Origin of the sequence: Staphylococcus sp. FSL W8-0774 (genome assembly GCF_038006785.1) — a bacterium.
GTDB classification, from domain to species: domain Bacteria; phylum Bacillota; class Bacilli; order Staphylococcales; family Staphylococcaceae; genus Staphylococcus; species Staphylococcus pasteuri.
This window is the reverse complement of record NZ_JBBOVW010000001.1, coordinates 719,172-735,390: the sequence shown is the minus strand read 5'-3', so window position 1 is coordinate 735,390 and position 16,219 is coordinate 719,172. Positions and strand designations below refer to the sequence as shown.

General features: G+C 30.1%; 15 protein-coding genes. 2 read left to right on the top strand and 13 right to left on the bottom strand.

What is annotated here, in order from left to right:
* Positions 1–88: 88 nt before the first annotated feature.
* The 6 genes from NSQ15_RS03475 to NSQ15_RS03450 form a co-directional block, all read right to left on the bottom strand.
* On the bottom strand, positions 89–1,537 hold the full coding sequence (locus NSQ15_RS03475; protein ID WP_254388047.1) for an MDR family MFS transporter: 1,449 nt from the start codon (positions 1,535–1,537) through the stop codon (positions 89–91).
* Between the two features lie 69 nt (positions 1,538–1,606).
* The gene (locus NSQ15_RS03470; protein ID WP_340746944.1) at positions 1,607–2,074 is read right to left on the bottom strand and encodes a SepA family multidrug efflux transporter; all 468 of its coding nucleotides are present in this window, start codon (positions 2,072–2,074) and stop codon (positions 1,607–1,609) included.
* Positions 2,075–2,272: 198 nt separating this feature from the next.
* Positions 2,273–3,604, bottom strand: a complete 1,332-nt coding sequence (sdrM, locus tag NSQ15_RS03465) for a multidrug efflux MFS transporter SdrM (protein WP_340746943.1) — start codon at positions 3,602–3,604, stop codon at positions 2,273–2,275.
* A gap of 133 nt (positions 3,605–3,737) precedes the next feature.
* Positions 3,738–4,424 (bottom strand): PAQR family membrane homeostasis protein TrhA, encoded by a 687-nt coding sequence (gene trhA / locus NSQ15_RS03460; RefSeq protein ID WP_070453743.1) that lies wholly within the window; start codon positions 4,422–4,424, stop codon positions 3,738–3,740.
* 18 nt (positions 4,425–4,442) lie between these two features.
* The gene (locus NSQ15_RS03455) at positions 4,443–5,630 is read right to left on the bottom strand and encodes a UTP--glucose-1-phosphate uridylyltransferase (protein WP_070453741.1); all 1,188 of its coding nucleotides are present in this window, start codon (positions 5,628–5,630) and stop codon (positions 4,443–4,445) included.
* 69 nt (positions 5,631–5,699) lie between these two features.
* Positions 5,700–6,221: a metal-dependent hydrolase gene (locus NSQ15_RS03450; RefSeq protein ID WP_046467176.1), complete on the bottom strand. Its 522-nt coding sequence runs from the start codon at positions 6,219–6,221 to the stop codon at positions 5,700–5,702.
* Between the two features lie 200 nt (positions 6,222–6,421).
* On the opposite strand from NSQ15_RS03450, the gene NSQ15_RS03445 reads away from it, so the two are divergent.
* Together NSQ15_RS03445 and NSQ15_RS03440 are read left to right on the top strand one after the other, a co-directional pair.
* On the top strand, positions 6,422–6,682 hold the full coding sequence (locus NSQ15_RS03445; protein WP_017638492.1) for a SunI/YnzG family protein: 261 nt from the start codon (positions 6,422–6,424) through the stop codon (positions 6,680–6,682).
* A gap of 169 nt (positions 6,683–6,851) precedes the next feature.
* On the top strand, positions 6,852–7,172 hold the full coding sequence (locus NSQ15_RS03440) for a heme oxygenase (protein ID WP_017638491.1): 321 nt from the start codon (positions 6,852–6,854) through the stop codon (positions 7,170–7,172).
* A 107-nt stretch (positions 7,173–7,279) separates the two neighbouring features.
* On the opposite strand, the gene NSQ15_RS03435 is transcribed toward NSQ15_RS03440, so the two are convergent.
* The 7 genes from NSQ15_RS03435 to NSQ15_RS03405 form a co-directional block, all read right to left on the bottom strand.
* Positions 7,280–8,650 (bottom strand): YjiH family protein, encoded by a 1,371-nt coding sequence (locus NSQ15_RS03435; protein ID WP_017638490.1) that lies wholly within the window; start codon positions 8,648–8,650, stop codon positions 7,280–7,282.
* A gap of 288 nt (positions 8,651–8,938) precedes the next feature.
* Positions 8,939–9,904, bottom strand: a complete 966-nt coding sequence (locus tag NSQ15_RS03430) for a FecCD family ABC transporter permease (protein ID WP_340746942.1) — start codon at positions 9,902–9,904, stop codon at positions 8,939–8,941.
* On the bottom strand, positions 9,901–10,932 hold the full coding sequence (locus tag NSQ15_RS03425; protein ID WP_340746941.1) for a FecCD family ABC transporter permease: 1,032 nt from the start codon (positions 10,930–10,932) through the stop codon (positions 9,901–9,903). Before NSQ15_RS03425 ends, NSQ15_RS03430 begins: the two co-directional genes overlap by 4 nt.
* Before the next feature lie 11 nt (positions 10,933–10,943).
* Positions 10,944–11,942 (bottom strand): ABC transporter substrate-binding protein, encoded by a 999-nt coding sequence (locus NSQ15_RS03420; protein WP_070453731.1) that lies wholly within the window; start codon positions 11,940–11,942, stop codon positions 10,944–10,946.
* Positions 11,943–12,200: 258 nt separating this feature from the next.
* The gene (locus NSQ15_RS03415; protein ID WP_046467174.1) at positions 12,201–13,268 is read right to left on the bottom strand and encodes an alanine/ornithine racemase family PLP-dependent enzyme; all 1,068 of its coding nucleotides are present in this window, start codon (positions 13,266–13,268) and stop codon (positions 12,201–12,203) included.
* A 3-nt stretch (positions 13,269–13,271) separates the two neighbouring features.
* Positions 13,272–15,029, bottom strand: coding sequence for an IucA/IucC family protein (locus NSQ15_RS03410; protein ID WP_340746940.1), 1,758 nt, complete (start codon positions 15,027–15,029; stop codon positions 13,272–13,274).
* Positions 15,029–16,201 (bottom strand): MFS transporter, encoded by a 1,173-nt coding sequence (locus NSQ15_RS03405; protein WP_070453725.1) that lies wholly within the window; start codon positions 16,199–16,201, stop codon positions 15,029–15,031. The genes NSQ15_RS03410 and NSQ15_RS03405 overlap by 1 nt, the downstream gene beginning before the upstream one ends.
* Positions 16,202–16,219 lie beyond the last annotated feature (18 nt).

Sequence of the window (16,219 nt, the reverse complement as noted above, 5' to 3'; positions counted from 1 at the left end):
TCTATCTTTTTTAGTATAAGACTTTTTTTTAAATAAAAAAAGAAGTTAGCTTAATTTAATAACTAACTTCTTAATAAAACTAATCCTATTAAATATCTCTAATATTTTTTGACTTATTTCTTGATTCTTTAATGAATAAAGCAAAACAGAATGCAATAACTACAAAGACTGTAACAAGTGCAAATGACACATCTACACCAGCAGCAACAGTTTGACGTTGTATCATTTCTTTACTACCTGATGTAGCAATTGTTGATCCTAGCCATTTTGAACCCATGCTCATAAAGGTTACCATTAAAGCCGTACCTAAAGAACCTGCCATAACTCGTCCAAAGTTCATGATAGCTGTACCATGTGAAATGTCGCTGTTTTTTAACGCATTTATACCAGCAGTATTAATAGGCATCATAAGTAATGAAACTGCAAACATTCTAATAGCATAAATCACAATCAAATACGTATATGATGTGTCCGCTTTTAGGAAGCACAATAAGAATGTACATATAGTTAATATTATAAATCCTGTAATAATTAATGGTCTTGGTCCATATTTATCATAAAAACTACCAGTAAATACAGACATTAACCCATTAATAATTGCACCAGGCATAATCACTAATCCTGATAATAATGCAGATAATGCTAATGCGTTTTGTACATATAATGGAATAAGTAATGCTGGGCCAACCATGGACATCATCACAATCATTGAAGTAATTGTACTAAAACAAAATACTTTGTTACTAAATACTTTCAAATTTAATAATGGATTAGATATAGATAATTGTCTTCTAACAAATACTAATATAATTAAAACACTAATGATTAATGTACAAATAATAACCGGGCTACTAAAGCCTAAACTACCTGCACTACTAAATGCATATAACATCATACCGAATCCTAATGTTGAATATACAATTGAGCGTTTATCAAGTTTCGTTTTCTTAGTATTGTTATAGCTTGAGATAAAAATAAAACCAAAGATAAGTGCAACTAAAGCAATACCTACAATAATAATGAATGGTACTCTCCAACTCACATGATCAATAATCAAACCTGTAAATGTAGGTCCAATCGCTGGCGCAAACTGAATAACTAATCCAGCAAGCCCCATTGCAAATCCACGTCTTTCTCTTGTGAATAACGTAAATAATGTAAATTGCATTAATGGCATTAATACGCCAGCACCTATAGCTTGAATTACTCTTGCAGTCATTAAAACACCAAAGTTAGGTGCTATAGCAGCTACTATTGAACCAATCAAGAAAGTTCCCATTGCTGACAAATATAATGGTCTCGTTTTGATTCGATCCATTAAATATGCAGTTAAAGGAATCATGACCCCATTAACTAGCATAAAACCAGTAATCAACCATTGTGATGTATTCTCATCAACTTTTAACCCTCTCATAATATGGGGTAATGCTGTATTAAGTAATGTTTGGTTAAGGATTGCCACAAAAGCACTAATCAGCATTACAGAAACAATTAAATTCCTACGTCTTTTACTAATTTCTATATTGCTCACGTACATAATCTCCTTTATTCAGTAATAGTATACAATTCAACCAAACTTTAAATAATTATTCAAATATACTGCTTACTATTTTTTATTATTTAGATTAGTACTATCAGGATAAAATATTTCCTTACATATATATAAGAAGCCTATTATAATCATAATTACCCAAAATTTAATATCAATATAAGTGTAATGCACGTGAATAATGAAATAAAACAATACTGTAGTAACTGAATAAGCAATTAAATGATATGTTATTCCTTGAAAATACGGATTTTGTGGGAGACGTTTTCTAAAATAGTCCATTAGATGTTCGACTGCAAATAGCGTGAAATATCCTAATACGATATAACTACCATAATAAAAAATATTGTCATAAAAGCTTTTATTATATCCAAAGTAGCCTAACTTGAAATATATGAGTAACCTACTTAACCCATATAACTCAAATCCTAAAAACATTAAAAATATCGTTCCAGAAATTATAAAAATAGTTAGAACAATAAGTGTAGATATTAAATTATAAAATTTATCTTTAAAAAACTTCATTACACTTATCCCCCTAATTTATTCAATACAAATGTATTTTACCACTAATTAATGACCTTATAAAATTATAAAAAATGAGAAGCTAACATGAAGTAAATATAAAGTATCACAAAATCATGAATTAGTCTTACCGTCGTTGAATACAAATATATGTTTAGAGCCTAAGGCACTTAAATATGCCCTAGGCTCTTTTATAGTTTAATTGCTTTGTTTTTTATATATTAATGCCCAGCTAATAATTAAAATTATTTCTACAGCAATTACAAAACTTAATATATTTTGTAGATCTGACCCAAACCAACCTGCTTTGATTGCATATAAATAGCCCATTAAAGTTGAACCTATTGATGAACCTAAATTTTTAGTTAGAGAGTAAAATGACATCATTTTCTTCATTTGATTTGGAGTCGTTTCTTCCTGAACTATAACACTGTCTTTTGTGTAAATATAACCAAAACCTACACCAGCTAAAATAACACTAAGTGCAATGAGTAATGGTAATTTTAAACCGAATAATATGATAATACTTGATACAATAATTAAAGTAAAAGCCGATAAATATAAAGTCTTTCTTGTTAAGCTTTCTTCGACTTTACCCAAATAAAAATTAAATATTGTCCAAGCTACTGAAAGTGGGAATATAACTAGGCCACTTTGTAATGGGCTTATACCTACTTTTTCTTGTAGATAAACCGGTATATAAATATTGAATCCCATAAGACATAACGCAGTTAATAAATCCGTAATAAAGACTAAAGATATTGATTTATTAAACTCGATTACTGGTAAAAATGGGTTATCACTTTTCTTTTCAACTTTATATAATAAAACAGCTACACACACTGCTAAAATCAAACTGACTATATTTAAAATGAACATCGTTTGATTTAATAAACCGTACATTAATAAACCAATAAAAATATAAAATAATGTTAAACCTTTAGCATCAAAATTAATATTTTTATTAACCTCTTCCTCTTTAAAGTTAAAGGTAAAAATAATTAAAACAATAGCAATAATAGCTATAGGTAAGTTAATAAAAAATAACCAGTGCCATGTGGCAACTTCTAATATACCTCCACCAACGAGTGGCCCTACTATACTAGAAATTCCCCAAACACTACCAACAATACCCATTACTTTATATCTTAAAGGAATTTCAAAAGCTAATTTAGGTACAATTTGTGATAGAGACATAATCACTCCAGCGCCAAAGCCTTGTATAATTCTTGAAATAATTAATAATGTAAACTTATCGCTTAAACCAGACATCAAACTCCCAATACCAAATAAAATCACACCGCATATCGCAACAAACATGATTTTAAAACGTGATATAAATTCACCAACTATTGGGTTAGCAATAACTAACGCAATAAAGTAAACAGTAACTACCAACGAAATATGTTTACCTGCATTTAAATCACGATTAATACTAGGAAGTCCTAGAGATATAATAGATGTTTCAATTGCAGCCATGAACATAATCATAATTAATGCAATGACTGTAACAATAGATCTTAATTTCATTATTTTACTCCCTTTCGTTTTCTTTCAACTCAAACAATAATATAGACTTTATGCTGATAAAACAATCATATATTAGTATGAATTTTTGAAAATAAAAATGACGAGGCCAATCCCCGTCATTTTTGTCATACTTTTATTTCATAAAAAATAGAATGCCAATCAAATGGAAAAAAGAAGCTACCACTATAAATATGTGCCAAATCATATGGAAGTATGGACGGTTTTTCTGGGCATAAAACCAAGCTCCAATAGTATATGAAAGGCCACCTAAAACAATAAATAAAATAAATAACCATGATGTTCTTAATATGATGATAGGTGCAAAGATTACACCTACCCACCCCATTACTAAATATACAATTAAACTCAGTTTGTGATTAACATGAGTAGCCAGTGATTTATATAAAATCCCCCATACTGTAGTACCCCATAATAGTAAAAACACTAACCAACCGAGCCAACCACCAATCACATTTAATAATATAGGTGTATAAGTTCCTGAAATTGCTATATAAATCATACTATGATCAATAATTCTCAACACATATTTTTGCAATGTGTGATTAGCCATAGCATGATATATAGTTGAAGATATAAACATTAAAAATATACTAATTACAAATATAGATATACTTGTTGATAAAAGCGCGCCACCCTTATTATAACTATGAACAGCAGCATAAGGTAATATTATCATTGTAATCAGTGAGGCAACACCGTGAGATATAGAATTACCTATTTCTTCACCGAATGACAGTGGCATGATGTCTCTAAATGAACTTTTATTAGTGTTATTTTGATGTGTTTCTGAATTTGCCATTTGCTTATCCACCTTAATTTAGATCATGTTCATTCTTTTTAAATCAGCAGTAGCTGTTTCTACGCTATCTTTACCTTCTTTGTTTTTTAAAGGTGAAAATTCTTCTTCTCTAGGAACTTGTAGTGTGATAAAACTTGTACCATAACGGAATATATCAAAATAAAATAGTTCAAATTTTAAAGTTGGTTGTTCTATTACACCAAAATCTTCATCTAGTTGTTTCAGATTTTTTATAGCTATATGATACGGTAATTCTCTATCTACTGCACTCATAATAAATCCTAATTTAAAAGCATGTATTCCGATATTAGCATTTTCAAATTGATTAGCTATATTTGGGTCTAGTTCAGAGTATTCAAGTATAGTATCTTTACTATCTTTGTTTACAAGTCTTCCTACACTTTCGCCATGTTTAGGTTGAATCGTTTTAGATGTAATATCTTTATTGTTAGCAACAGTGAATCCTGCAAACATAGGATCTAATACTTTTACTAACACATTATCAATATTATTTAAGAATACATATTTCACATTATCTTGTTTCATCTTGTCAAGATAACCCGCTTTTTTAAGCGATTTAAATATACCACCATTACCATTTGGCGTTTCCATGATATGTCCAGTTTCATTTAATACAAGTTGACCCGCTTCACTTAAAGCTACAATATTATCTTGTTTAAAGAAATGAATCTTTTCAGGGTCATATTTAAAATAGTTATGTTGAGCAAAGTAATCTTTAGTTGCTTCATGATTAATATCACTTGTCATGATGTACCAATCTATCGTATGACCACTTTGTTCTTTTAAATCAATTAATTGACGTGCCTGTAGTTCAAATAAACTAACACCTTCTATTTCAAATGAACCTTTTGGTCCAGAATAACCTAATCGAGTTCCTTGACCTCCAGCCATCAACACAACAGCAAACTGCCCATTTCTAATTGCTTCAATGCCTTGTTCTTTATATGTATTTATCGTTTCATTATCCATATTAGACTTTACTGAATACTTAACTTCTGAAACATCCGAAGTATCATCAATTGTTTGTCTATTAACATATAAGTTGTTATACATTTTTTGAATGTCTTCTAAATCTAGTGTTTCAATTTTCTCTTCAAGTGCTTGTTTTTCATTAGTGCTCATTAATTTTTCATATTCATATATATGCTGTTGATTAAATTTCTCTAATTTGTTTTTGTCTAACATCAATTAGTCTCCTTATGTAAAATATAAATTTTCGCTCGATAACCTTATCATAAATACACTATACAATTTTTAATCATTCGCAAAAAAGTATCTCCAATAATGTATGATATCATTTACTCCAATTTGAAAAAACACATAAACAGCACCAACTGTTAATGCAGTAGCAAGAGATAAATCTACAAGCCCACCTGTTTTAAAGTTAATCGGCATTTTAATTGTGATTGGTAAAGGATATAAAAACTTTACTCCTTTAGGCGTAATCATATCTAGTATAACATGTGAAACCAGTCCAATGATAATAGCTACCCCATAATACTTAGGCGTATCGATGAGATATAATAAAAAACCTATAATACCAATAAATAATAAGGAATGGGTGAATGTTCGATGTCCAAAAATAAGTCGAATGAAAAAACTAAGTAATTTAAATTTCTGTCCAATTTTACTTTGTGTATGACAAATATCTGGTAACAAACTAGAAATCACTGATAAGACAACCACTGTTACTGATGAAAATAAGTCTGTATGAAAATACTGAGTTGTTAATGCGCCTACTAATAAACCACACGATGCATGTGTCTTTCCAGTCATAATTACCTCTCCTTTAATAGCAATATTTTATCATATTTAACCATTTTATACGAACGTATTTTCGGTTACTATTCACCAAAACAACATCATTCCAATTAGTATGACTTAATTTATAAAAAGTATCACATTATGTGTTGAAAACGTTTCCAAAATAATATATGATATATGTACAAAAATAATTAAAGGATGTGTATTGAATCATGGCAATGACAGTAAAAAAAGATAATAACGAAGTAAGAATTCAATGGAGAGTTGCAGATATTAAAATACCTACAAACGAAATTAAAAATATTTATCAAGACCAAGACATCCATGCTGTTCCAAACGCTGAAGGTAGAGAAATCTCTAGAATCGGTTCTACTTTTGGCAAAACAAATCGAGTTGTAATTGATACAGCTGACCATGAATACATTATTTATACTCAAAATGATCAAAAAGTTTATAATGAGCTAACTAAGTAAACTCTAAAAATAGGTTTACTTCTGTATATATCGGGGCAATAACTTAGCATTTCATAATGTTTTAAGTTATTGTCCCCTTTTGTTTTTATTAATGCTGTAACAAGTATTATAATTTATATAAACTTAAGTAATAATAATAGTATTTAATATTAATAGAGGAGTGATATAAATGTTCGTAGTAACTAATCGTATTACTGTCAAACAGGGATTTGCTGAAAAAATGGCACCAAGATTTACAAAAGGTGGGAAAATCGAATCGTTAAAAGGATTTAACAAGATTGAAGTTTGGCAAGTAGAGAAAGATGATGACACTGAAGATATGTATGTTAACACATGGTGGGATACTGAAGAAGATTTCAAAAATTGGTTAAATAGCGATGCATTTAAAGAAGCACATCAACGTCCTAAACAATCAGATAATAAAGAAGCTTCCCCAGTTATAAAAAGTGAAATTGTAAAAGCGAATGTTCTTTCTGTTCTTAATCCTTAAACTTTAATTTATAATAAAAACCAAGTAGCTGCATTTTAAAATGTATATGTTAAGTTTTGTTACTAACACTTATACACTTATATTAAATGACTACTTGGCTTTTTTAATTATAGAAATAGATGTGCAATTAAAGCTATGATAGGTAAAGTGATAACCGTTCTGATTAAGAAGATAATAAATAATTTCCCTATATTGACCGGTATTTTAGAACCTAGAATAACGCCACCTACTTCAGATAAATAAATCAATTGTGTAATACTCAACGCCCCGATAACAAAACGAGTTATTTCGCTGTGTGCACTTTCAATTAAAATTGATGGTAAAAACATGTCAGCAAAACCAATTAATATGGTTTGAGATGCATGTGTCGCCTCTGGAATTTGAAGTAATTGTAAAAATGGAACAAAAGGTTTTCCAATATATTCAAATAGAGGTGTGTAATTAGCTATTATTGTTGCTATTGTTCCTATACTCATAACTACAGGTAAAATAACAAACCACATATCTATAACCGTTTTAAATCCTGATTTAAAAAAGTCTTTTAAACCTGGTGCTTTGATTCCAACTTCAGTTGCCATATCGAAGCCATGACCAATTGCTGTTTTACCTTCTGGCAACTGTTCAGTTCTAGCATCACTTGAAACTTCTTTTGCATATTCATCAGGAATTTTATTTAATGGCCAAATTCTAGGCATAATCATTGCCGCAATTAAACATGATATAATCACGCTTAAATAGAATAAGAAAAATTTATCTTGCATTTTAACTGTGTCAGCTATAATTATCGCAAATGTAATTGAAACAACACTAAATGTCGTGGATATCACAGTTGCTTCTCTTCTAGAGTAAAACCCTTCTTCATATTGACGGCTTGTAATTAATACTCCTACTGTACCATCACCTATAAATGAAGCTAAATTATCTACTGTTGATCTTCCCGGTAATGTGAACAATGGACGCATAATGGGTCTAAATAATGGTCCCAATAGTTCTAGTAATCCATACTCCATTAACAATGGTAAAAATAATGCTGCAAATAAAAACACAGCAACTAATGTAGGTAATAGACTTGAAAATACAAGACCTCCAGTGTCTTCTGAATATATCATCTTAGGACCTATTTTCAAGAAAGTAACCCAGGCAAATATCACTGCTAACAATCTTAAAATCATCCAGCTGATATTAACATTGAATGCATTATACATTAAACCTGTTGGATTCAATTTACTTTTTAAAACTGTAGAACAAAGTAGTGTTAATATTGCTGATAATGTAATAATTGTGACGATAATAATAGGCATAGCATCACCGACAACATCTTTTAACCAATTGGCTAAAAATGCGACAGGTAATGTTGTTTGCTTTTTGCCATCTTGTTCAACTGGTATAGGAATTAAAAATAGTATAATTCCGATAAGCGACATTGTAATAAATTTTATTCTACCTTTAATAATCTCTTGCTTAGTGTGTCCATTCATTTTATGTCATCCATTTCTCTCTATTTATAATTGCAATTTTATGTATTCATCCATTTCAATAAAATCATTGAATGTTTTATTAATATATATACACTTTTATGAATAATTAAGTATTTATAACTATACTCGATTTATGTTCAAAGTGCAATGACATTCCGCTAATTATTATTATTATTTATCCATTAACAATCAACGTATGATTAACTTTAAATTGAAAATGCACCAAGCAACATCATACGATGCTGCTTGGTGCATCTTATTAATTTATGCTGTACTGTTCGTTCATTATTACATATTTCTTAATAGGAATAAGAAATATGGCGCACCGATGATTGCGATAATGACACCCACAGGAATATCTAACGGTGGATGTATACCTCGTGCTAAACCATCGCCAAATGTTAATAATATTGCTCCAATAAAACCTGACATAATAACAACATGCATATTTTTATGTCCGACTAGTTGTCTAGCAATATGTGGTGAAATTAAACCTAAGAAGCTAATACCACCCACAACTGCAATAGAAGCTCCTGCTAACATTACAGATAAAATAAGTAACACCATTTTTAGCAGTTTGACTCTTGCACCTAAAGCTAAAGCAACGTTATCTCCTAAACCTAAAATATCTAATTGATAACTAAGAATTAGAATAATTGGAAGTGTAATTACAAACCAAGGAACAATAGATAAAAAGTTCGAAATATTATGTCCATATAAACTTCCTGTTAACCATACTAATGCATTATTTGCATCCATAGGATTTCTAATTAAAAAAAATTGTACGATAGCTGTACAAATGGCACCAATAGCTAAACCAATTAAAGTTAAGTTAGAACCTTTGACATCAAATTTAGAAATCAAGAATGATAAAATCAAACTAATGATTAATGCGCCAAAGAACGATCCGATTGGCAATACTGCTAAGGGTGCTGATGGAAATAGCATAATGATAATGACTGCTGCTAAACTTGCACCTTTAGATATACCTATTACATCAGGAGAAGCAAGAGGGTTTCTAACAACGCCTTGAATTACTGCACCTGATATCGCTAAACTACATCCGATAATCAATCCCAATAAAGTTCTTGGAATTCTATACTCATTCAAAATAAAATTATCTTGTGTAAATATACCTTGTATTGCTTCAATAGGATTAACGATTACTGAACCCACACACAAACTAAATAAAGTACTTAGTATTAATAGTATAAATACAATGCTATATCTAATCATATGCTTCTTTTTTGTCATATGCGTTTCACCCCTCTAACAGTAATTAATAAGAAGTAAAATGCACCAACGAAAGAAGTTACTATACCTACAGGTGACTCAAATGGATAAGTGACTAGTCTTGATAACACATCTGAGAATAATAATAAATCTGCACCAATGATTATAGTGAGCGGAATCATTAAAATATAGTTATTATTGATATAACGTTTTACTATGTGTGGCACAATTAACCCTACAAAACCTATTGGACCAGCAATTGATACTGATAAACCTGCTAATATAACAACTAATAAACCTAATATTAATCTAACGATTTGAATTTTCTGACCTAGTCCTTTAGCAATATCATCACCTAATTCCATGATTGTTAATTGACGTCCCATAAGCATAGTGATAATCATTGCTACAATTAACCATGGTGAAATGACAATAATTTCTGGCCATTTCACGCCAGACAATGAACCTACTAACCAAAACATAACAGATGAGTTTGAATCTTCATTTAATAAGATAATACCTTGTGTCATACTACTAAAAAATAGATGGACTGCCATACCAGCTAGTGCAAGTTTGACTGGTGTCATAGATCTAGTTGAACCTGACAAAGTATACACGGTTAAACCACCTAGAAATGCACCAATCATTGCTAATATCATTGAATAATTTTCAAGAGCTGGCATAAGAACAGTGATTAGTACAATGACAAAAGATGCCCCACCATTAACACCAAATATTTGTGGTGATGCTAAGGGATTTCGAGTTATAGATTGCATTAATAGTCCTGCTAGACCTAAAGCGCCACCTATTAATAATCCTGCTAACATACGAGGCATTCTTGAATTATGTATTAAAAATGTCTGTTCCGTATCCGTATGTCCTGTAATATAATGAACAATATCTTTAAATAATATATGAGAAGAACCAATCGCTAAATTTAAATAAATACAAATAAAAAGAAAGCACACACTCACAATATATGTGAGTGTAGTGCGTTTTCTTTTATTTTGTAATATAGCGGATTGACTACTTTGATGCTTCATAGTCATAATTTTCCACCTTACTTATCTTCTTTATTTTGATCCTTTTTAGAAATTTCTACTAATTCTTTAGCCATTTCTTCAGAAGAAATTAAACCACGCGCTCTTGCCCATAGGTCTCTGTCTACAACACTTACTCGATCATGTTTAACTGCATCTAATTTTTTCCAAACTGGATCTTTTTGCATTTTTTTGAATGTTGGTTCATCTGGACTTGCTTTATCAGTCATAACAAACATACGTCCAGGATTAACATCTAATAATGTTTCAGAACTCATTTCAAGATAAGGTCCTTTTAAGTATTTACTTAAACCTTTAGTTACTTTAGGAGTTAAGGCTTCTTTGAATCCTAATTCTTTTAAGAACTGACCTACATATGATTCACTTGGATGTCCTAAGAAACTTGATTTTGCTGCTACAGCTGGTAATACTTTTTCATCTTTGTTGAATTTAATTTCTTTTTTGTACTTAGCAATTTTCTTGTCATGTTCTTCTAAACGTTTGTCACCTTGTTTTTCTTTACCTAGTGCTTTAGCGATTGTTTTGAAAGCATCTATATTATCATCGTAGTCACCATCAAAGCTTTTCAATTCTATTGTCGGCGCAATTTTACTTAAATCTTTGTAGATACCTTTATGTCTGTTGCTATCTGCAATGATTAAATCTGGTTTTAATTTACTAATTTTTTCTAAGTTAGGTTGTTTACGTGTACCTACTGAAGTATAATTTCCAATTTTATCTCTAAGTGGTTTGATAATACGTTCTTTTTTATTATCATCAGCAATACCCACTGGTTTTACATTCAATGCTGCTAATGCATCAACAAATGAGTATTCAAGTACAACTACTCGTTTAGGATGCTTAGGTACTTTAGTAGTGCCCTCAGCGTGTTTAATTTTCACACCATCTTTAGGTTCTTTACTACTAGAGCTATTTGAACTGTCGTTATTTCCACAGGCAGTAACTAAAATTAAAGCAAATAATATGCCAATTATGCTAAAAATCTTTATTCCCTTCATGATTCCACTCCTTATTGTATGTATATGCTTTCATATAACAGTTTATTGATAACGATTATCATTGTCAACATACTTTTTATAATTTTTGAAATTAATTTGAGTCCTCTGAATACATTTAAAATATATATTACTTTTCGTATTAATAATTTGATGGAATTGGATTTTTTAGGAGAATAAAAAAAGAGTAATCAACACTGTGTGCAAATTTAACTAAGTTTGCATGTGTCGGTACTCTTAATTATTAAAATTTATATTTAATTATGATTTATGCATTGAACATAAAGACTGATTAAAACTTTCTATGAGGGTTTCTACTTTTGAATCTAGTATATAAACTTTTTCAAGATTTTTATTATACATTGAGCGTGATAATGCTTCATAACTTAATTCGAATTGAATCATATCACCTACTTGATAATGATCCTGATTATTTAAATCAATCATTAAATGGTCACTAGACGCACCTAATATATGAATATCATTTGCTATCGGAGTAATGTGAGTAGTATCTGTATCTATATATCCAATATCAACAATAGCTTGTAAATATGATTGATTTGTTATGTGATTTAAACGTGGTTTAATTTCTATAACTTCCGCTTCGAGTACAATGGTATTTTGATATAAATGTGCTACTGCTCTATCTGTAGTAGTATCGACACCTCTAAATAGTGTTTCTCCTATTCGTAATTCATTTATTTTACCTAAATCATTATACATTGTTAACGGTAACATACTTGAGTTGCCACCTGAAACTATGGTCATACGGTAACCTAATTCTCGTTCTATAGCACTAACAAATTTATTAATCATAAACACATCATCTTCAATTGGTAATTTTGATTTGAAACACATGAAGTTAAATGATACTCCTACCAATTGAATATGAGATAGTTGTAAAATTTGTTCAATATATTTTACGACATCATAAGTTAATATGCCTTCTCTACCATCTTTCCAATCAACCATTAAAATCACTTGATGTTTTATATTTAGTTTTTTAGCAATACGATTGATTTCAAAAATAGTGTTTAATTCAGTTTGTATACTTATTTTTGTACATTGAATCATGTCAGCTAACTTAGATTGTTTTGTGGATCGCAATATAGTATAAGAACAATTAAAATCATTTAATTGACTGATATTTTCTAATCTGGAATCTGCGAAATGTGTGATTCCTAAATCAATTAATTTTTGTACAATTTGTCTATCTCCAGCTATAGATTTAATCACTGGTGTAAAATGTATTTGCTTAGAATCTAAAATTGTTTGAAGTACTTTGGCATTATATTGTATTTTTGATAAATTTATTTTTAAATTTGCCATGTACTACACCTCTTTTTTTATTGGATTGTCTAATTCTGTATTTAAATACTTTTTAACTTTATTTTCCATTCTCATACTTAATAATGCTTTAACTGAAATCGTTGAACCAAATAGTACTTGATATAATGCATGCGCATGATTTTTATTACTATCAATAGCTGATTCTACTTCTTGTTGCACAATCTTAAATAAGATATTCTCATTAACAAAATCATATTGATTAAAATGATGGATTAATTCAGCCAATTGATTTTGAATCACTGCATGTTGGAATTTAGCTATAACCGCTTCAATATTTTCAGCTATTAAACTTTCATTTGTTATTTCAATGTGCGGTAATTTTTGCTGAAGCGTTTTGATATCTATACGTGATCCACCTAGATCTCTTACTAAAAATGTAATTTGATAGTCAGGCCCAAGATTAACTATTGTATTTTGCATATGAGCTTCTAATGCAATACCGTAATCTTGAATATACGCAATGAGTGGTTTCACTAAAGTACGTGTATATTCACGCATAAAACGTTTAATATTATCTTTAGTAAGTTCATTGTCCAGCCATTTAATATAACTATCTACAACCACTTCAAGATCAACTGGATTACGATTAACTAAACTCGCACTGACAATCGTTGAACCTACTTGATTTAATTCTGGTTTTTCTCGAATAATACAAGCGAGTTGTCGAGCTAAATCAGGATCTGTATTAATATATTCTCCAAATGGTTCTGCAGCTACTTTTAACTCAGGATAAATATTCAGCATATCTTGTAATGCATAACTTAATTTCGGACCATCTACAGTTGTTACAGTAGATACAGTTCGTACAGCACTAGTAGCTTGAACATTTACTGGAAGCTTAACATGGAAAGGTCGTTTTAATAATTCCATAGTTCTAAATGATAATGTTGCTTTTGAATCTACTGTAAATGGAGTTGGGATTAATATTTTTTCACTTATCCACGTTTTAAATTTATCTCCAATCACATGGTCATACTGCCAAGGGTGGACAAATATTGCTCTATAGTCATCCACATTCAAATCAAAAGGATTTAAAAAATGTTGTATTTTATCTTTTAATTCTGGGATGACATTATTTATTATAAATTGGTCATCCCCTTCCATGGATGTCGTAACCATTTTCGAAGAAGAAACTAGCATAATATGTAATGGTATAATTTTTTCGAATTCCGGTGAATATCTACGAACCTCATCCTTAGTCAGCGGTAATTTCGTTTTAGTTAGAGGGTGAGTTGGATGTCCTTCAATAACTAAACTTTCTGAATAACTTAAATCATCAGTAGTATCATTAGCATTTAAATGTTGTAACCAAGTAAAAAAGTTTATAGTATCTGGTAACATAGAAAATTTCATACTCTGATGTATAAGTGATTTTCTATTATTGAATTGTTTATATGTTTCGACAAAACTGTCTCTACTATGAATTAATTCTCGGTATAAACGATCAGATATTTTGATATCAAATTGGTCATTTAATATTTTTAGTAGCTGTTCTAGGTTACTAATTTGGATTTTTTGTTCAGCACATTGATATGTAAACTGTCCATCAAATACATATCTTTCCAACATACTTTTTCTTAAAATACGGCCAGTTAATACACGGCCATGATATTGTAACTCAATGTTTTCAAATGATTTATTTATTTTGGCATCTTCTGGACATATCTGTTCTTTGATGATTGCATTCAATATCCGATGCTGAATATTTTCATCCGCAAGTAACCATTCATTGCGCTCCATTATGAAATTCCTCCAATTTTAGTAATTCGTTGCATTAAGTAAAAGATGACTGAAATAGCTACAGTACTAATGCTCATAATTAAAAATGTATTTAATACACCGAATTGATCCGCAAAGAAGCTCATAATTAAACTTCCTAAAGGTATCATGCCGCGATCCATCATCACAATACTTAATACCTTACCCCTTTCGTTATCCTTAACACTATTTTGGAAGTAAACTCTATTGGTTGTTCTTGCCCATTGACTAAACAATCCAATTAACGAAATACAAATAAACATCACAACTAAATTGTGAATAATAATTCCTAATAATGCTAAGCCAAATAGAAAAGAACTCAAATAATACATTTTGACTGCATTAATATGATCAAGTATTTTAGGTAAAATAATAGTGGCAACAATACCGCCTACCGCACAACAAGTCATAGCTATACCAAATATTTCAGATTGACCTGGAAATACATGATTAGTAAGAACAGGTAAAATTGTCGTATAACAAAAACCAGTTGCCATAATTAATAGAGATGTGATAAAGATTTTACTTGCTTCTAAATTGTGTTTGAAATAATTCATCACTACTTTAAGTGACATCTCTTTATTATTTTTACCTAATTCTGTTGCTTTAATATGAATCGGTATACATAGACCAACTGCTAAGAGATAGCAAAGTGCTTGGGCTAAAAACGTTGTTGGTGCATGATAAGCTGCTAATATAACACCAGCAATTGCAGGACCAATTGAACGGCAAATATTGATAATAAATGAGTGGAATGAGACAGCTTGTGTTGTTGTAATTTTATTAGATAACTCTGGTAAAACGGCTTGTCTAACCGGTGTTTCAACAGCACTTAACATTCCACGTAACGTAGCATATATTAAGATAAAATACACAGGAATATTATCGATGGTATAAGTTAATACACATAATATTGCTGTAACTAAAAATGATGAAGATATTGTAATACGTAATAAATTTCCTTTATCATATTTATCAGCAATAGAACCAGCCCATACACTTAATATCAAAATCGGTACGAGTCGGCAAAAATTAACTAAACCTAAATAAACTGCGTTATGATATGTAGTAAGCACAAACCAGTTGAGACCGATTTGCCCAATCCAATTCCCCAAAAACAGAAGAAATGAACTGGAAAAGAAAAATTTTGCCATAAATTTCACCTGTCTTTT